Here is an 18,313-nt window from a genome sequence, read left to right as displayed (position 1 = left end):
CCATCCACGCGGCTTGTCAGGTGATGAGCGTATATCCGTTCCGTCCGGCGGCCTTCGTCTTGTAGAGCGCGAGATCGGCCCGCCGGAGAATGTCCTTGATACTCTGACGTCCCGGCCCGGACAGCGTGGCCCCGATGCTGGCGGTGACCGAGCCCCCTACCTCCGGCAGGTCGTAAGGCAATGTCAGTTCATGACGGATCTGGATGCATAGCTCCTCCAGGTCCGATACCGTCTGCACGCTGGGTGTAAAGGCCACGAACTCATCTCCGCCATAGCGGGCGACCAGGCCGTGCACGTCCCGGAGGACCATGATCAGGCGCTGGGAGAAGGCGCGCAGCACGTCGTCCCCCACACCATGCCCGTGCGTATCGTTGATGCGCTTGAAATGGTCGAGATCGACGATCAGCAGCGCCCCCGATGAGGACAGTTTCATATGTGCCTCGACCGCCGGCTCGAACGTCCGCCGGTTCATCGCCAGTGTCAGCTCGTCATGCGACGATGCCTGCCGCAGCCGATCCTGCACGAAGAGCATCCGGCGCAGGTAACGCCGGTTTTCATCGACCGATACATTCGCGGGCAGGACCGTGAGGACGAGCGACACGAGATAGGCCTGTATTCCGACCTCGCGCAAAATGAGGTCGTCACCTGAAAAGAGCGCGATGGGCCCCAACCCCCGCCGCGTGAATGCCGACGCGCAGACCGCCACCAGAAAGACGGTTCCCGACGTCCATACCGGGCTTGCGCGGAAGCCGACGATGGTCAGGAGGGGATAGCTGAACAGCAGCAGCGGCGAACGCCCCCATATGAAACTGGCGATCGAAACCGCCAGGCACAGGAGCGAGAGAATCATCGACCGGCCTCGCCGGTAATCATTCTCCCCGCGCACATTGCGGACCAGATGGATGATGACCGGTGTGGCGAGGATCAGGCCGAGCGCGTCGCACGCGACCCATTGGATCCAGTCCCGGAGCAAGGGGGCCGGATCGCCCATGAGGAAACGGTCGCCCAGGACGCCAAGCCCGGCCTCGATCGCGGATGCCGCAACGGCAATGATCGAAAAACAGATGAAACGCGGCAGGCGCGCCAGGTCCGTCCGGGCTCCGCAGAACCGCCGCGTCAATGGGGCCGCTATCGCAACCTGCACGATATTCAGCAGACTGGCCTCAACGGACTCGCCATTGGCCCATCCCGCACCATAATTGGCGCACAGATTGAGCGCACAGCAGCCGGCCACAACAGCCAGGCTGCGTCGCTCCGGCAGAATCAGCAGAGCGACCAGCATCACCGCGTTGGCAGGCCAGAAGGCCGAAAATCCGTCATTATCCTGGGTGAGGAAACGGGTGGTCACGACGAGACCGCCAAACAGCACAAGAAACAGCAGGGTCAGGTCATGCCCGTGCGACTGCTCGGCCGGCCGGAAGGGTCGCCATCTGCTCAACAGCCTGGAGTTCCTGAGCCATGGACGCGAAGGTCTCACCATTCAACATCGTTCCTGCCGGCACACGCCGTCTCGGCCGTCGAACGGTTGAGAGGTCAATGGCTGTTATCGGCAGAATATAGAGCCGGCGCACGGAAAACTCCATACGTTATCGTTATAACATTTTTCCGGACGGCGTCGTGCGTCACCTCCCCCGGCCGCCACTTGTTTTTAAAAATTTTCCCGACGAAATTGAGATATTCCCGATGTCGCGACGTTTTTTCGCTTTACCGCCGTGCATGCTGGGACGGTCGCGGTGATTCCATCTTGGAATGCATACGACCAGCCCGCCCGCCCCCGGCAGCGGGGCGGCTACGCCGCGTCGTTGGGATCGGACGGTGCGGTCTCCCATCCCGGCCCGATCACCGCCGCGCTGCGCCGCCCCATGCCGTCCATGCGCAGGACGATGACGTTCTGCTCTTCCAGGTAGGTCAGTTGCCGGCGGGCGCGACCCAGCGAATGGGTGCCGTAGACCCGCGCCACCGCCGCGTCCGACGGGCAGGGCTGGCCCTCCATCGCGGCGCGGGCGATCAGCAGGAAGATGCCGCGCACATCGTCCGGCAGCGGGGCGGCGATGCGCTCGGCCTGCATCCAGCGGTCGGATTCGGCGGTCTCGGCGTCCACGCCGGCCCGCGCGGTCGCCAGCAAGCGGCGGAAGCGTGGCATGTCCAGCGCCTCGCGTCCCATGCCCTCGATCCGGCAGCGGACCAGGAAATCCTGATACAGCACCGGCGGCGGCCGGAAGCCCGCATCTTCGTCCCGCAGGATTTCGGTCAGGATGGTCAGGAAGCGGCGCTTCTGCTCCGCCTTGTCGGCCGGGGTTTCCACTACCGGCGCCTCCGTCTCGGCTTCCACCGCCGCCGAGGCGGCGTGCGCCGCAAGCTGGGCCAGGATATCGGGCGGCGGCGGGGCGGCCGGGCGGACCGGACGGGGCAGGCTCTCGCGCTCGGGCAGTCTGGCCAGGATCAGGTCGCGGATATCCTCGGGCGGCGCGGCCGGCGCCATGGGCAGCAGCGTCGGCCCGGCGGAGCGGCTTTCGGTCTCCACGTCGCCGATGCGCACCGGCACCGGGCGACGATAGAGCGCCGGGCCCAGCGCCACGAAATAGCCCCGTTCCAGGTCGCGGAAACTCTCGGCCTGCCGGCGCTCCATGCCCAGCAGGTCGGCGGCGCGCATCATGTCGATATCGAGGAAGGTGCGCCCCATCAGGAAATTCGACGCCTCGGCGGCCACGTTCTTGGCCAGCTTGGCCAGGCGCTGGGTGGCGATGACCCCCGCCAGCCCGCGCTTGCGGCCACGGCACATCAGGTTGGTCATGGCGCCAAGCGAGGCACGCCTTGCCTCGTCCGTCACCTCGCCCGCCGCGGCGGGGGCGAAAAGCTGCGCCTCGTCCACCACCACCAGCACGGGGTACCAATATTCGCGCCCGACCTCGAACATCCCGCCCAGAAAGGCGGCCGCGCGGCGCATCTGCACCTCGGCATCCGCGCCTTCCAGGTTCAGCACTACCGATGCCCGGTGCACGCGCATGCGCTCGCCGGCCGCCTGCAACTCGGCCTCGGTATGGGCCGCGCCGTCGATCACCAGATGGCCGAACCGTTCCGCCAGGCTGACGAAATCGCCCTCGGGGTCGATGATCGCCTGCTGTACCAGCGTCGCCGACTGCTCCAGCAGGCGCCGTAGCAGGTGGGATTTGCCCGACCCCGAATTGCCCTGCACCAGCAGGCGGGTGGACAGCAGTTCCGCCAGGTCCATGACCGCCGGGCCGCCGCCCCGTATATCCCCAATCGTGATCGAAACCGTCATGGGCAGGACGGATACCGTTCCTTGCCCCCTTCCTGCAACCAGTCGAGCACGCCATGGGCTGCCGCACGGCCGGTCGCGAAGCAGGCCTGCAACAGATAACCGCCCGTGGGCGCTTCCCAATCCAGCATCTCGCCCGCCACGAACACGCCGGGCAATGCCCGCAGCATGAAGCGCGCATCCACCGCATCCTGGCGCACTCCGCCGGCGACGGAGATCGCCCGGTCCAGCGAATCGGGCGCGGTCAGCGTCACCGGCACCGCCTTGACCAGCCGCGCCAGCGAGGGCGCGTCGCGCGGCGGCGCCTCCGGCCCCTCGCGCAGCAGCGCCACCGCGACGGGCGGCAGGCGCAATGCCTTGCGCAGCGTGTTCGACAGGCTCTCGCGCCCCCGCACCCGGGCCAGCCGCTCGGCCAGCGCCGCCTCGGTCATGTCCGGGCGCAGATCGACCATCAGGCGGGCCTGCCCCTCGGCGGCGATCCGGTCGCGCAGCAGGGCCGAGAGCGCGTAGACCGCCCCGCCCTCCAGCCCCCGCGCCGTCACCACCGCCTCGCCGCGCACGGTGGGGCCACCGCCCTCGGGTGTCAGCGCGATGCCACGCAGCGGGGTGCCGGCGAAACGCGCGCGCAGCGTGTCGCTCCAGTTGGTGCGAAAGCCGCAATTGGCGGGGCGGAACGGCGCGAGATCCACGCCCCGACCGGCCAGCAGGGCGGCCCATGCGCCATCGGACCCCAGCCGGGCCCAGCTTGCCCCGCCCAGCGCCAGCACGACCGCGTCGGCGGCCAGCACGCGCTCGCCCCGCGGCGAGAGCACCCGCACCCGTCCTGGGCCGTCCCAGCCGGTCCAGGCGTGGCGGGTCAGGATCGTCACCCCCTGCTCCGCCAGTCGCGTGCCCCAGGCCCGCAGCAGCGGCGAGGCCTTCATCGCCTGCGGAAACACCCGCCCGCTGCTGCCGACGAAACAGGGTTGGCCCAGCGTCGCCGCCCAGTCGCGCAGATCGTCGGGGGGAAAGGCCCGCAAGGCGGGTTCCAGCCATGGGCGCGCGGCGCCGTAGCGGGTCAGGAATCGGTCCAGCGGTTCGGAATGGGTCAGGTTCAGCCCGCCCCGGCCGGCCATCAGCATCTTGCGGCCGATGGTCGGCATGCGCTCCACCACCGTCACGGCGCATCCGCCGGCGGCCAGTGTTTCGGCGGCGGCCAGACCGGCCGGTCCGCCGCCGATCACCACGATATGGGCCATGCTGTTCCTGCTCCCTCGCGCGCTACCCGCCGGGCCGGCGCGCGGGGCGGCCGGGATCAGCGGGGGACCAACGGCCCTTCGGTCCGCGCACCGCGATGCCAGACCTGCTCGATCCTGTCGACTGCGGTAATGTCGGCCGCCGGATCGCCCGAGACCACCACCAGGTCGGCCCAGCGGCCCGGCAGCAGGATGCCCCGGTCATCGAGATGCATCAGCGCCGCCGCATTGCCGGTCGCGACCGCCAGCGCCTCCATGGGCGTCAGGCCCGCCGCCACCATCAGTTTCAGTTCGCGATGTTCGGCAAAGCCGGGGATGCGGGTGGCCGAGGCGCCGGAATCGGTGCCGAAGCCGATATGGATGCCCGACCGGTAAAGCGTGACCAGATTGCGCTCGTTGAGCGCCAGCGCCTTCTTCGCCGCCTCTGTCAGGGGAGCGGCCAGGATCTTGGCCCGCCAGGCCGGATCGGCGAACTGGGCCCGCAGCTCGGGGTTCAACCCGGCCGACAGGAACGGATCGTCCAGCCACTCGGGATGTTCGGCGAAGATGTAATTCGCCTCGTCCAGATCCAGGGTGGGGATGTACCATGCCCCCTTCTGTTCCATCAGCATGATGAAATCGGTATCGACCGGCAGGTCGCGCACCCCGTGGGCGATGATGTCGGCCCCGGCAGTGACCAGCGCCTTGGCATCGGCCAGATCGTGGATATGGGCCGCGACGCGGAGCCCGCGCGCATGTGCCCGCTCGATCACCGCGCCGTAGATCGCCGGGTCGATCTTGGGATAGCCCTTGGCCCCCGGCACGCCGTTGCGGAAATCATCCACCCAGACCTTCACCAGGTCGGTGCCCTCGTCGGCCATGCGATCGACGGCGGCCTGGGCCTCGGCCACGCTGGTGGGGCGATAGACCTGGTCCGCCCCCAGATGGAACATGCCCTGCGGCGGCACGCCGTCGGGCGCGCCAATGCCCTGATCGACCCCGAACAGGTCGGCCCCCGGATTGCGCCCGGCATGCTGTTCCTGCCGCAACTGGTCGAACAGCGGCGATTTGTTGAGGCCCAGCGAGACGACGGTCAGCACGCCATAGCGTTCGTACTGCTTCAACTGCGCCAGGATATTCTCGCGCGTGTAATTGGCGGTGTCGTCCTTCGTGCCCTTCACCAGCCCGGTATGGCTGTGATCGGAAATCAGGCCCGGCAAGATCGTCAGCCCGGTCAGGTCGATCCGCTTCGCCCCCGGCGCCGCCACCGTGCCGGCGGCGCCCACCGCCACGATCCGTCCGTCGCGGATCAGCAGCGCGCCATCGGCCAGCGGCGCCCGGCCTGTGCCGTCGATGATCGTGGCATGGTCCAGCAGCACCGGCTGCGCTGCCCGCGCGCCCGATGCCGGGGCCGCCAGCAGGGCGCCCAGCGACAGGACCGTCCATAATGGAGCCGTCCAGAACCGGGCGCGCGTCCCGCCAATTCGTGCTGCATGCTTCATGTCGGCCGCCTGCCCTTCCTGTTCCATTTCACTGTCCCGCCCAGTGTTCAGTGCGATGGCCGGCCTGTCCAGATCGGCCGCATGCCCCCGATGGAGTCAGGCGGGCGATATCCGTCAAGGCCGAAAGCGAAAAAACGCTGCCCGCACCAATTATTTCGAATATCGAACAAGATTGCACGCCTGCCGGATATTATGATATTTTTTAAAAATACAGACGCGAGCAAAGGCTGCCGATGATGACATTTACGCACAGAATTATATTATTCTATCTGGCCGCGTGGCTCTCCATGCTGATTTTTGTTTTATTCTTTTATGACAGGCAGGGGGTTTTCACGCATTTCCTGCTCCCCACCATCCGGTCGGCGGGAATATTTTTCGTCATCGTCCTGTTCTACACCCATGTCCTGAAACGGGAGCGACGGCTGATCAAGCTCTATCGCCGCCTGCTGCATTTCCGATCGTTCCAGTTCTTTCTGCTGCTTTTTCCCGCCCTGACCTTCGCATCCCTGGGCTGGGATGTTGCCGGATCGGGTCATCCCATGACAAGTCCGGCGTTCCTGAAGATATTCTCGGTGATCCTGTCCGTTCTTCTGAACGAATATCTGAGCCTGCGCGGGACGGAGCCCGGTTCCGGGCAGGTCTCCCGCCCCACGTCCCCATCACAGTGATGCTTCATCAGGCGGATCACTATTTAGTTATGACAGAACGGAGGACCGATCATTTCCACCGCCAAAGCCTGCACGGAAACGCGCGCCGGATCGCCACCAGCGCGCAGTTAGGGTCAGCCCTTCAGATCATGTAGTCGATGGGGGGAAGCATCTGATCCATGGTGAAGGCCGGCAGCGCGCTATGGCGCGTGCCGACCGGGCGCGCCGGATTGCCGACCACGGTGGTGAAGGGCGGCACCGATTCCAGCACGATCGACCCGGCGCCGACCTTGGCGCCCTCGCCTAGTTCGATATTGCCCAGGATCTTGGCGCCGGCGCCGATCAGCACGCCGCGTCGCACCTTGGGGTGGCGGTCGCCGACATTCTTGCCGGTGCCGCCCAGCGTCACGCCCTGGAGCAGCGACACATCGTCTTCCAGCACCGAGGTCTCGCCGATCACGATCCCGGTGCCGTGGTCGAACAGGATGCGCCGCCCCAGCCGTGCCGCCGGGTGAATGTCGACGGCGAACAGTTCGGAGGTGCGGCTTTGCAGATGCAGGGCCAGATAGCGCCGGCCGTTGTTCCACAGCCAGTGGGCCACCCGGTAGCACTGCACCGCGTGATAGCCCTTGAAGAACAGGAACGGCGTTGCGTGGTTCGCCGTCGCAGGATCGCGCTCGCGGATCGCCACCAGGTCGGCGGCGGCGGCGGCGACGATTTCCGGGTCGGCGGCGAAGGCCTCGGTGACCAGTTCGGACAGCGCGTCATCGGCCACCGAGCGGTCGCCCAGCTTGCGCCCGATCAGCGCGGCCAGCCCGTTGGCGAAGGTGGCGTGGTTGCGGATGCCGGTGGCCAGCAGGCCGCGCACCAGCGGATCGTCACAGCCCTCGCACCCCGCCGCGATGTCGGTCCACAGCCGCTCCTGGTCGATGGGCATCAGGGTGGGCTCGATCACGGCGCGCGCGCCGCGTGCCGCAGCAAGCGAAGTCGGTGAGATATCAGGCATGAAACCGGTCCTGTCAGCGGAAGGAACGATATGGGAGTGCGCCGCCCGGTTGACCAGAGGCGGCGGGAACGATGCGGCGGCCTGGAGCGGCGGCCTGGAGCCGCGATCAGATCCCCATGGCGTGCTTGACGAAGGCCCGCCGCAGGGCGGGCATCCGGTGCACGCCGGCCAGCCCGAGGTCGCGGGCGCGGCGCAGCACGGGATTGTCGTTGCCGAACAGCCGCTCCAGCATGTCGGTCGCGGCCAGCATCAGCATGTTGGCGGGGCGACAGCGCGCCTGATACTGGCGCAGCAGGGACGGCGCGCCCAGATCCTCGCCCCGCGCATGGGCGGCGATCAGCACGTCGGAGAGCGCCGCCACGTCGCGGAAGCCCAGATTGAGCCCCTGCCCGGCGATGGGGTGGATGCCGTGCGCGGAATCGCCCACCAGCACCATCCGCGTGTCGAAATAGCGCTGGGCATATTGCGCCGATAGCGGGTAGACCCAGCGCCGCCCGATGGGTGTGACCCGGCCCAGCCAGTCGCCCATGCGGCGCTGGACCTCGTGCGCGAAGGCCTCGTGCGGCAGGCCCACCATGCGCTGGGCCAGCGCGTCGCTTTCCGACCAGACGATGGCGGAGAGATTCGGGTGCTCGGGCGTCGCGGCCATCGGCAGTTGCGCGAACGGCCCGGCGGGCAGGAAATGTTCCAGCGCGCGGTTGTTGTGCGGATGCTCGTGCGCCACGGCGCAGACGATGCCGCTCTGATGATAGGGCAGCCGCGTGATGCCGATCCGCGCCTGGTCGCGCAGCGCGGAGCGCCGCCCCTCGGCCGCCACGACCAGCCGCGCGCCGAAGCTGCGGCCCGACTGCGTGCGCACCCGCGCGCCCTCGGCGGTGCGGGTGATCGTGGCTTCGTCCGGCGCCAGCACCGTGATCAGGTCATGGGCATAGAGCGCGCGGTTCAACGCCACACGCAGCGCCCGTGCCTCGATCATCCAGCCGAAGGGCTGATCGGCGTCCTGCCGCCCGAATTCCAGGAACAGGGGTGACGGCGCCTCGCCCGGACGGCCGTCGGAGACGCGGATCTCCTCGATCGGGCAGGCCTGGAGCGGCAGCAGGCCCCACACCCCGGCCTGCTCCAGCAGGCGGCGCGGGCCGGCGGCGATGGCATAGGCGCGGCCGTCGAACGCCGGGTCTTCCATCGGCGGCAGGGAAGCGCGATCGACGATGGCCACGCGCAGGCCCGCCACCGCCAGCCGGCAGGCCAGCGTGGCACCGACCGGCCCGGCCCCCACGATGCAGACATCCACATCGCCCTGCCCGGCGCCGGTCTGGGGGTGGGACATCGTGCCTGCGGTCATGACTGTGGTCCTGTGATGGCCGTTTCGGCCCGATGGCCCCGCGGCGAGAATGATCCGTTCCGGTGCGCGCGCCCATAATTCAGGCACATAATGCCGCGTACCGATGGCGCAAGGCACACCAGACACCGCGCTCCGTCAACCACGCGCGTGGTTGGCACGGTTTTTGTATTGCCCTTATCGCGATTTGGATCATCATTCCGCACCAGGAAAAACGGACGACAACAATGAACCAAGGAGACGTGGCGCGATGAAGCTTGTCACAGCCATCATCAAGCCCTTCAAGCTCGACGACGTGCGCGAATCCCTGACGCCCCTGGGCATCCAGGGCCTGACCGTCTCGGAAGTGAAGGGATTCGGCCGCCAGAAGGGACAGACCGAAATCTATCGCGGCGCGGAATATCACGTCAGCTTCCTGCCCAAGGTGAAGATCGAGGTCGCGGTATCCGACGACATCGTGGACCAGGTGGTGGACGTGATCCTTCAGTCCGCCCACACGGGCAAGATCGGCGACGGCAAGATCTTCGTTTCCAGCCTGGACAGCGTCATCCGCATCCGTACGCGGGAAATGGGAGAAGACGCGCTGTGACCATTCCGGGCGCTTGTCGCGCGATGCCCCGCCTGCCGGCCGCCGTCGCGGCGGCGGCGGCGATTTCCCTGATTGGCCTCTCCACCCCCGCTCTTGCCGCCGATGCCCCGCCGCCAATCGACACCGGTGATACGGCGTGGATGCTGGTCAGCACGGCGCTGGTGCTGATGATGACGATCCCGGGCCTGGCGCTGTTCTATGCCGGCATGGTCCGCCGCAAGAACGTGCTGGCGACGCTGATGCAGTCGTTTGCGATCTGCTGCATCATCACCGTGGTGTGGATGGTGGCCGGCTACAGCCTGGCCTTCGGCAACGGCACGCCCTATATCGGCGACCTGTCGCGCTTCATGCTGAACGGCATCGGCGCGCATATCGCCAAGGGCGCCGATATCGGCTTCACGCTGGGCGCGGGCACCCCCAACGCCACGACGATGACGATCCCCGAGAGCATCTACATGATGTTCCAGATGACGTTCGCCATCATCACCCCGGCGCTGATCACCGGCGCCTTCGCCGAGCGCATGAAGTTCAGCGCGCTGTGCGTCTTTACCGTCCTGTGGTCGCTGCTGGTCTATGCGCCGGTCGCCCACTGGGTGTGGAGCCCGCTGGGCTGGGTCGCCGGCCTGGGCGCCATCGACTTCGCGGGCGGCACCGTGGTGCATATCAATGCCGGTGTCGCCGGCCTGGTCACCGCGCTGGTGCTGGGCAAGCGCGTCGGCTACGGGCAGGACGACCTGTCGCCCTTCAACCTGACCTATGCCGTCATCGGCGCATCGCTGCTGTGGGTGGGCTGGTTCGGCTTCAATGCCGGCTCGGCCCTGGGGGCCAACGGGCGCGCCGGCATGGCCATGGCCACGACGCAGATCGCCGCCGCCGGCGCCGGCGTGGGCTGGATGCTGGCCGAATGGGCGCGCACCGGCAAGCCGACGGTGCTCGGCATCATCTCCGGCGCCGTGGGCGGGCTGGTGGCCATTACCCCAGCGGCGGGTTTCGTGCTGCCGGGCAATGCGCTGATCATCGGCCTGCTGGCCGGCGTGATCTGCTTCTGGACCGCCACCTCGCTGAAGCACATGCTGGGCTATGACGACAGCCTGGATGCCTTCGGCGTGCATGGCATTGGCGGCATCATCGGCGCGCTGCTGACGGGCGTGTTCGCCTATGGTCCGCTCTCGGCCACCGATGCCAACCCCGCCGGCATCAGTGGGTCGCTGGCGCAGCTTGGGGTGCAGGCCGAAGCGGTGGCCGTTACCATCGTCTGGTGCGCGGTGGTGTCGTTCGTGCTGCTGAAGATCATCGATGCCGCCATCGGCCTGCGCGTCAGCCGTGACGACGAACAGGAAGGGCTGGACATGACCCAGCATGGCGAGCGCATCAATATCTGAGCGCCTGACCTGAAATGCGCGCTGGCGGCGATCCAGCGCGCGTTTCCTGTGCTTCGCGGCGGGCGGCCATCAAGGCCGCTCCGCTCCGATGCTCGGAAACACACGCGGGGCGCGGCCCGTTCCGGGCCGCTCTCGCTCGCCAGCCCACATTTCAGGTCAGGCTCTGACTCTTCGCCATTTCTTCTTTGGCCGACCAGAACTGGCCGGGCCGGGCATCGCCCTGGTCCGGCCTTTTTCTTTCCGTATTCAGATCATGATGTTATGAACCATGATGCAGACCCGATGGCCCGTCGCGGCATGATGCCCGCCGGCCCGTTCTGAACGGAAAGGATCGCACTTCCATGGCTATTGCGCTTCGTGGCCGGATTGCCGTTGCCCTGCTTCTTGCCGCGCCGGCCGCGCCCCTGGTCGCCCCCCAGGCCCACGCCGTCAGCGCGGCGCAGGCGTGCTACCAGAAATTCAACGCCGAGCGGAAAGCCGGCACCGTCAAGGGCCAGACCTACAAGGAGTTCAAGGCGGCGCAGTGCGCGACGCCCGAGGCCGCGACCGCTGCCCCGGCGACAGCCGCCGCGCCGGCTGCGCCTGCGGCCCCGGCAGCACCAGCCGCACCCGTTGCGGCGGCGGCTCCGGCCGCCAGTGCTGCTCCGGCGGCTGCGGCCGCTGCCGCCGGCAGTGCGGTCCTGCCCAACGCGGTCTCGTCGCAATATGCCAGCGAGAGCGCCGGCAAGGCCCGCTTGCACACCTGCCTGGACCAGTACAAGGCCAACAAGGCGACCAACGCCAATGGCGGCCTGAAATGGATCCAGAAGGGCGGCGGCTATTACAGCGTCTGCAACACCCATCTGAAGGGCTGATGCCGGCCGGTCGCGACGGGGCACCCCGCCCTGTCGCGACCCGCTACCGCCGGGCCGGCCGCACGAACATCCGGCTGCCGGCATAGGATATCCAGACATCGTGCCGGGCGAACCAGTCCGCGCCCAGCAGCATGTCCACCCGGTCCCGCAATGGCGCGACCGTCAGCACCGGCGCCTGCTCCACCTCGCTGCCCACGCGCAGGCTGGCGAACCGGTGCCAGTGATACCAGTTCGGCCGACCATCGACGCCGCTGGTCTCGCCCCCCGGATCGACGGCCAGACGCTCCTCCGACACGCCCGCCCGCGCCGCCGCGTCAATCGAGAGAATGCGCGACCGCGCGCCACTGTCCACGAGGGCGGTCAGCGCCTGCCCGTCCAGTTCCACAGCAGCCGCCACGCGATGGCCGTCGCGCACCAGCGGCACGGTGTCGTAGGCGCCATGCCAGGCCGGGGCGGCATGGCATGCGCCGTCATCGCCCTGCATGCGCCACAGCGACAGCCAGCCGCCCGCGACATCGAATTCCACATCGAAATGCGACAGCACGTCGCCGCCCAGCAGCCCCACCACCGGCGGCGTGATCATCGGCTGCCCCGGCAGGTCGCCCACGGGCGTCGAGAGCGGGCCGAGATCGAGCCCCCGCCCGTCTTCGGTGGTCAGGCGCAGATCGGCGATCAGGACGTTGGGCACCATGCCGCCGGCGCCCCCGGTGCCGAACAGCACGGTGCGCCGCCCGGAATCGATCGCCAACCCCAATACCTCGGCCACCCGGCCGCCGATCAGCCCGCCTTCGGCCCCGGTATCGACCACGAGGCTGTACGCCCCTTGCGCCTTCCGCCCGGCGATCGAAACCGGCACCGACAGATAGCCGCCGTCATCGCGCAACGGCACCCGCGCGATGCGGGTGACGGCACAGGGAGCCGGCACCCCTTCCCGCGCCGGCGCGGAGGCCGGCAGCAGGCACAGCAGTGCCGCCGCCAGCCAGCGCGCGCGGTCAGCCGCCGTCGGCAAAACGGTCGGTGGCGTCCAGCAGCGCGGTCTGGATGCCCGGTTCCGAAACGGCATGGCCGGCATCGTCCACCAGACGGAAATCGGCTTCGGGCCAGGCGCGGTGCAGGTCCCACGCCGTTCGCATCGGGGTGGCGGCGTCATAACGCCCCTGCACGATCACCGCCGGAATATGGCGGATCCGCTCCACGTCGCGGATCAGTTGCCCTTCCTCCAGCCAGCCGGCATGGACGAAATAATGGTTCTCGATCCGCGAGAAGGCCAGGGCATAGTCCTCGTCGGCATGCTGGGCGGAAAGCGCCGGCGCCGGGCGCAGGGTCAGCGTCTCGCCCTCCCACACGCTCCAGGCCACGGCGGCCTCGACCCGCACCGCCCGGTCGGGGTCGGTCAGGCGGCGGCGATAGGCCGCCATCATGTCGCCGCGCTCCGCCACCGGGATCGGTGCCTGGAACCGCTCCCATTTGTCGGGGAACAGCCAGGAGGCGCCCTCCTGATAATACCAGAGCAGTTCGGCGCGCCGCAGGGTGAAGATCCCGCGCAGGATCAGCCCCGTCACGCGCTCGGGGTGCGTCTCGGCATAGGCCAGGGACAGCGTCGATCCCCACGAACCGCCGAAGACCAGCCAGCGTTCCGCGCCCGTCAGCACGCGCAGGCGCTCGATATCCTCGACCAGATGCCAGGTCGTGTTGTTGTCCAGCCCGGCATGAGGCGTCGAGCGGCCGCAGCCGCGCTGGTCGAACAGCAGGATGCGATAGCGCGCCGGGTCGAACAGGCGCCGGTGCGCCGGGGTGCAGCCGCCGCCGGGGCCGCCATGCAGGAACACCACGGGAATCCCGTCCGGATTGCCGCATAATTCCCAATAGACACGGTGCCCGTCGCCCGTGTCCAGGATGCCGGTGCGATAGGGCTCGATCGGCGGATACGGCATGCGGCCGGCGGCGATGGTCATGGGTCGTTCTTCCCCGTTGTTGTTGTTTCCACATCCCGCGACGGGCCGGGCCCGGCGGCGCGCGGATGGGCACCGGCCCAAACCTGCATCAGCCGCGCCTCGTCCGCCAGCGTATAGCGCTGGGTCGTCGACAGGCTGGCATGGCCCAGCAGATCCTGGATCACGCGCAGATCCGCGCCGCCCTCCATCAGATGCGTGGCGAAGGAATGCCGTAGCGCATGTGGCGTCGCATGATCGGGCAGGCCCGCCATGTCGCGCCACCCCCGCATGGCCCGCTGCGCCACCGCCGGCTGCAACCGGCCGCCGCGCACACCGGGGAACAGCGGCGCGTCCGGCAGCGGCGCGGGGTGCCGGACGCGCCAGTCCGCAAGGGCGCGCGCCACCACCGGTACCATCGGCACCAGCCGTTCGCGCCCGCCCTTGCCACGGATCAGCAGCGTGCCGCCGGCCGACAAAGCCCGGTCGAGATCGCGGATATCCAGCCCCAGTGCTTCGGAAATACGCAGGCCGCAGCCGTAGAGCAGCAGGAACAGCGCCCGGTCTCGCTGCTCGGCCAGCGGACTGGCGGCGATGGCGCCCAGCCCGTCCGGCACCTCCAGCGCCTGGTCCGTCGTCAGCGGGCGCGGCAGCGAGGCGCGGAAACGGGGGGCGGCCAGCAGACCGGGCGCCGGATTGGTCACCCCATGGTGCCGCGCCAGATACCGATAGAAGGAGCGCATGGCCGAGACCCTGCGGGCACGGGTCCGCGCCGCGCGATCCGCGCCGCCGGCGCGGCGGCCACCCTCGGCTTTCTGCGCCCCGGCGTGTTCCGATGCCAGCCAGGCGCGCAGGTCGGTCAGCGACAGCCGGTCCAGCACCGCCAGGTCCACCGTGCCGCCCACATGGGCGCCGACAAACGCCAGAAACCGGTCCAGGTCGCCCCGATAGGCGGTGAGCGTCAGCGTCGCCGCCCGTTTTTCGTCGCGCATCCAGTCCAGGAACGCATCGCGCAGTTCGGCGCCGGTCATCGGGGCAGCCGCGCGGTACGCGACGATTGCCGGAGAAGACAGCGGGCGGCTGGGGCGATAGAAAACCTCATGGTCCACGCGAGTCTAGACAAACGCCCCCCCGTGCGAAAGCCGGAAAGCGCCGGCCGGCCGCGCGTCGCGGTGCTGCTGCCGCTGCCCTTTCCCGGCCCGTTCGACTACGCCGTGCCCCCCGCGCTGGCCGACCTGCAACCGGGCGACATCGTCAGCGTGCCGCTGGGCCGCCGGACGGAAACCGGCGTGGTGTGGGACCCGACCCCCGCCCTGCCGCCCGAATTCACCCCTCCGCCGATGAAAGCGGTGGCGGACGGGCGACTGAAGCCGGTGATCAGCCGGCTGGACCAGCCCCCCTTGCCCGACGCGCTGCGTCGCTTCGTCGACTGGGTCGCGGCCTATACGCTCTCGCCCCCGGGCATGGTGCTGGCCATGGCGCTGCGCACCGCCGCCACCGCGCCCATCACCCCGACCACGGGCTGGGCCGTCGCCGAACCGCCGGCCGACCTGCGCGAAACCCCCGCCCGGCGCCGGGTGCTGGAGATTGCCGCCGGCGACGGCCCGCTGCCCGGCGCCGAACTGGCCCGGCGCGCGGGCGTGGGTGCCAGCGTCGTGCGCGGACTGGCCGATGCCGGCGCGCTGCGGGCCGTGGTGCTCAAGCCCGCGCCGCCATTCGCCGCGCCCAACCCCGCCCATTGCCCTCCAACCCTGGGGGACGGCCAGAGGGAGGCGGCGCAGAGCCTGCGCGACCTCGCCGAGGCGGGCGGTTTTTCCGTCACGCTGCTGGAGGGGGTCACCGGATCGGGCAAGACCGAGATCTATATGGAAGCCATCGCCGCCTGCCTGGAACGCGGCCGGCAGGTGCTGGTGCTGCTGCCGGAAATCGCGCTCTCGGCACAATGGACCGGGCGCTTCGCCCGCCGTTTCGGTGCCGAACCCGCGCTGTGGCATTCCGACCTGAGCCCGCGCCTGCGCCGCGTGACCTGGCACGCGGTGGCCGAGGGCACGGCGCGCGTGGTGGTGGGCGCGCGCTCGGCCCTGTTCCTGCCGTTTGCGGAGCTGGGGCTGATCATCGTCGATGAGGAGCATGAAAGCGCCTTCAAGCAGGAAGATGGCGTGACCTACCACGCGCGCGACATGGCGGTGGTGCGGGCGCGCATGGACCACGCGCCGATCCTGCTGGTTTCCGCCACGCCCAGCCTGGAGACGCTGGCCAATGTCGGCGCCGGCCGCTACCGCCATCTGGCGCTGACCGCGCGCCATGGCGGGGCGACGATGCCCGAGGTGCGCACCATCGACATGCGCGCCCACCCGCCCGAACGCGGGCTGTTCCTCTCCCCCGTGCTGACCGAGGCGATGCAGGCGACGATGGCGCGCGGCGAGCAGGCGATGCTGTTCCTCAACCGTCGCGGCTATGCGCCGCTGACGCTGTGCCGCACCTGCGGCCATCGCCTGCAATGCCCCAACTGCACCGCCTGGCTGGTGGAACACCGGGCGCGGCGGGTGATCACCTGCCATCATTGCGGCTATCAGGAACCCACGCCGCCCACCTGCCCTTCCTGCCATGCCGAAGCCAGCCTGACCCCGATCGGCCCCGGCGTGGAACGCATCACCGAGGAAGCCCGCGCCACTTTCCCCGATGCCCGCCTGCTGGTGATGGCCAGCGACACGCTGCCCGGCCCGGCGGCGACCGCCGACGCGGTGGCGCAGATCGCCCGGCGCGAGGTCGATCTGGTGATCGGCACGCAGATCGTCGCCAAGGGCTGGCATTTTCCGCACCTGACACTGGTCGGCGTGGTCGATGCCGATCTCGGACTGGGCGGCGGCGACCTGCGCGCGGCGGAACGCACGGTGCAATTGCTGCATCAGGTCGCCGGCCGCGCCGGCCGTGCCGAGGCGCCCGGCACCGTCCTGCTGCAAAGCTACTGCACGGAGCACCCGGTGATGCAGGCCCTCGTCTCGGGCGATTTCGCCAGTTTCATGCGGCAGGAGGCCGAGCAGCGCCGCCCCGGCTTCTGGCCCCCCTTCGGCCGCCTCGCAGCGTTGATCGTCAGCGCCGACACGCCGGAAGCCGCCGATGCTACCGCCCATGCCCTGGGGGCCAGTTCGCCGCGCGGCGACGGCTTGCAGGTGCTGGGCCCGGCTCCGGCTCCGCTGGCCATTCTGCGCGGCCGCCACCGCAGGCGGCTGCTGCTGCGCGCCCGGCGCGAAATCGCGCTGCAACCGATCGTGCGACAATGGCTGGAGCGCGTGCCCGCCGAACGCGGCGCGCGGATCGACGTCGATATCGATCCGGTTTCGTTTCTTTGAAGGTCGGACTGAAGCTGCCGCCATCGGTCGTTCACGTGACGGGTTGACGACCAAATTGCATGCAATCGTCGATGTAAACGGCCCACCGCTCCGGATTCATCCGACACCAGGACAATACGGCGACCGGCCACTGGCCGAGGCGCTCCTGTCCGGTTTGCAGAGCGTTGGCCATGTCATTGCCGATGCCGCTTACGACGCAGGCCCGCTACGCACTTTCATAGCTGATGGCCTCGGGGCAATCGCACACATCAAAGCCAATCCCAGCCGCGCCATCATGCGCCCGATGAACTGGAGCCTCTCCAAGGAACGCCATCAGATCGAATGCAGACGCAACCTAATGCAAGCACCATAAACAGGCTCTTACAATGCAGCTACCGAAGCGGCATCACAATCAGCCGTCCTATGGCTATCTTTGGTTGATAAATGTGGCGCAAGTAGAACGCAACTTCGCATAATTACCTTCAATTGGATAGATGAACTTCTATTCACCTGCCCAAATGTGGAAATATCCGCGATTAAAATTCTAATATTTATTGCGTTTGCTTATATAATAAAAGACATACGCCGACAAATAGTAAAAATAGAGAAATGGCTGCGGATGATTTTTCGGAACTTAAATATATAGGTATATTTTCATTAAATTTATTCCGTCTTGAATAAATCATTACAACAAAGGATATGACAATAGATGTGAATACAGCTATGTAAAAAGACATTTTTATTTTACCTCAATAAAGTGCTACCCCAATGGCCATTCCCGCCAAGACTATTCCGAGAATAGTTCTCCCAAGACGAGATCCAACTCAAGATCGGAACCCCCGCTCACCCGGTTGAGGGCTTACAAGAGAATTTGTCTACATCAATATGTTTCCTCAATCGTTATACGCAACAAAAAGCAACATGCGGCGTGGGATTTTTAAGTCAAGACAGAACCTGTCCAGCGCCTTCACTTTGGCGTTCAGGACAACTGCGCGTCTTCCGCTTTCCTCCGGCGATGCGGCGGCCGTCAGGAACATGAGCCCCAGTATGAGCGTTTTTTCGATCGTTCTCTTCAGAATGCGCACAGCGATCATTCATGATTGGCGGACAATCCAGAATGAACCGCCGAAAACGGACCGGCAAGTTTCCCGGTCAAAGCGGGGCAGGCTTGCAGAAACTAGAACGATCTAAAAACCATTTCATTCGGCGCAACGGGCCCATGACCTTATGAGATGTA

At 67.7% G+C, this 18,313-nt stretch carries 15 protein-coding genes and 1 pseudogene; 6 read left to right on the top strand and 10 right to left on the bottom strand.

From position 1 onward, the window contains the following. Positions 1-16: 16 nt before the first annotated feature. From ACMAUO_RS00375 to ACMAUO_RS00360, 4 genes are all read right to left on the bottom strand, one after another. The gene (locus ACMAUO_RS00375; protein ID WP_420355028.1) at positions 17-1,438 is read right to left on the bottom strand and encodes a GGDEF domain-containing protein; all 1,422 of its coding nucleotides are present in this window, start codon (positions 1,436-1,438) and stop codon (positions 17-19) included. A 351-nt stretch (positions 1,439-1,789) separates the two neighbouring features. Then, a complete protein-coding gene (locus ACMAUO_RS00370; RefSeq protein ID WP_420355027.1) occupies positions 1,790-3,283 on the bottom strand; it encodes a helicase HerA domain-containing protein in 1,494 nt (497 codons plus the stop codon). Then, positions 3,280-4,518: a TIGR03862 family flavoprotein gene (locus ACMAUO_RS00365; protein WP_420355026.1), complete on the bottom strand. Its 1,239-nt coding sequence runs from the start codon at positions 4,516-4,518 to the stop codon at positions 3,280-3,282. Before ACMAUO_RS00365 ends, ACMAUO_RS00370 begins: the two co-directional genes overlap by 4 nt. 56 nt (positions 4,519-4,574) lie before the next feature. After that, positions 4,575-5,996 carry an amidohydrolase family protein gene (locus ACMAUO_RS00360; RefSeq protein ID WP_420357152.1) on the bottom strand — a complete coding sequence of 474 codons (1,422 nt, stop codon included), beginning with the start codon at positions 5,994-5,996 and terminating at the stop codon, positions 4,575-4,577. Positions 5,997-6,229: 233 nt separating this feature from the next. Between ACMAUO_RS00360 and ACMAUO_RS00355 the strand changes: the two genes are divergently transcribed. Further along, a complete protein-coding gene (locus ACMAUO_RS00355; RefSeq protein ID WP_420355025.1) occupies positions 6,230-6,664 on the top strand; it encodes a hypothetical protein in 435 nt (144 codons plus the stop codon). 121 nt (positions 6,665-6,785) lie between these two features. On the opposite strand, the gene cysE is transcribed toward ACMAUO_RS00355, so the two are convergent. Continuing rightward, complete coding sequence (gene cysE / locus ACMAUO_RS00350; RefSeq protein WP_420357151.1) at positions 6,786-7,580, bottom strand: serine O-acetyltransferase; 795 nt, start codon at positions 7,578-7,580, stop codon at positions 6,786-6,788. Between the two features lie 175 nt (positions 7,581-7,755). Continuing rightward, positions 7,756-8,991, bottom strand: coding sequence for a UbiH/UbiF/VisC/COQ6 family ubiquinone biosynthesis hydroxylase (locus ACMAUO_RS00345; protein ID WP_420355024.1), 1,236 nt, complete (start codon positions 8,989-8,991; stop codon positions 7,756-7,758). A 247-nt stretch (positions 8,992-9,238) separates the two neighbouring features. Between ACMAUO_RS00345 and ACMAUO_RS00340 the strand changes: the two genes are divergently transcribed. The 3 genes from ACMAUO_RS00340 to ACMAUO_RS00330 all read left to right on the top strand — a co-directional run bounded on the left by ACMAUO_RS00340 (position 9,239) and on the right by ACMAUO_RS00330 (position 11,813). After that, entirely contained in the window at positions 9,239-9,577 is a 339-nt protein-coding gene (locus ACMAUO_RS00340; RefSeq protein WP_420355023.1) for a P-II family nitrogen regulator, read from the top strand. Between the two features lie 23 nt (positions 9,578-9,600). Next, positions 9,601-10,959, top strand: coding sequence for an ammonium transporter (locus tag ACMAUO_RS00335; protein ID WP_420357150.1), 1,359 nt, complete (start codon positions 9,601-9,603; stop codon positions 10,957-10,959). Between the two features lie 341 nt (positions 10,960-11,300). Continuing rightward, positions 11,301-11,813: a hypothetical protein gene (locus tag ACMAUO_RS00330; protein WP_420355022.1), complete on the top strand. Its 513-nt coding sequence runs from the start codon at positions 11,301-11,303 to the stop codon at positions 11,811-11,813. A gap of 43 nt (positions 11,814-11,856) precedes the next feature. On the opposite strand, the gene ACMAUO_RS00325 is transcribed toward ACMAUO_RS00330, so the two are convergent. From ACMAUO_RS00325 to ACMAUO_RS00315, 3 genes are read right to left on the bottom strand one after another with little or no spacing between them, the layout of a single operon-like run. After that, positions 11,857-12,822 (bottom strand): aspartyl protease family protein, encoded by a 966-nt coding sequence (locus ACMAUO_RS00325; protein WP_420355021.1) that lies wholly within the window; start codon positions 12,820-12,822, stop codon positions 11,857-11,859. After that, positions 12,806-13,768, bottom strand: coding sequence for a prolyl aminopeptidase (gene pip, locus ACMAUO_RS00320; RefSeq protein WP_420355020.1), 963 nt, complete (start codon positions 13,766-13,768; stop codon positions 12,806-12,808). Before pip ends, ACMAUO_RS00325 begins: the two co-directional genes overlap by 17 nt. Then, complete coding sequence (locus ACMAUO_RS00315; RefSeq protein ID WP_420357149.1) at positions 13,765-14,775, bottom strand: tyrosine recombinase XerC; 1,011 nt, start codon at positions 14,773-14,775, stop codon at positions 13,765-13,767. The genes pip and ACMAUO_RS00315 overlap by 4 nt, the downstream gene beginning before the upstream one ends. A 69-nt stretch (positions 14,776-14,844) precedes the next feature. On the opposite strand from ACMAUO_RS00315, the gene ACMAUO_RS00310 reads away from it, so the two are divergent. Together ACMAUO_RS00310 and ACMAUO_RS00305 are read left to right on the top strand one after the other, a co-directional pair. Continuing rightward, entirely contained in the window at positions 14,845-17,097 is a 2,253-nt protein-coding gene (locus ACMAUO_RS00310; protein WP_420355019.1) for a primosomal protein N', read from the top strand. Positions 17,098-17,107: 10 nt separating this feature from the next. Beyond that, a pseudogene (locus ACMAUO_RS00305) lies at positions 17,108-17,440 on the top strand (transposase); the annotation flags it as partial. A gap of 529 nt (positions 17,441-17,969) precedes the next feature. Here ACMAUO_RS00305 and ACMAUO_RS00300 read toward each other — a convergent pair. Next, the gene (locus tag ACMAUO_RS00300; RefSeq protein WP_420355018.1) at positions 17,970-18,161 is read right to left on the bottom strand and encodes a hypothetical protein; all 192 of its coding nucleotides are present in this window, start codon (positions 18,159-18,161) and stop codon (positions 17,970-17,972) included. Positions 18,162-18,313: the final 152 nt, after the last annotated feature.

Source organism: Gluconacetobacter brunescens, from assembly GCF_048695475.1.
Classification (GTDB): domain Bacteria; phylum Pseudomonadota; class Alphaproteobacteria; order Acetobacterales; family Acetobacteraceae; genus Gluconacetobacter.
This window is presented reverse-complemented; position numbering and strand designations above follow the sequence as displayed.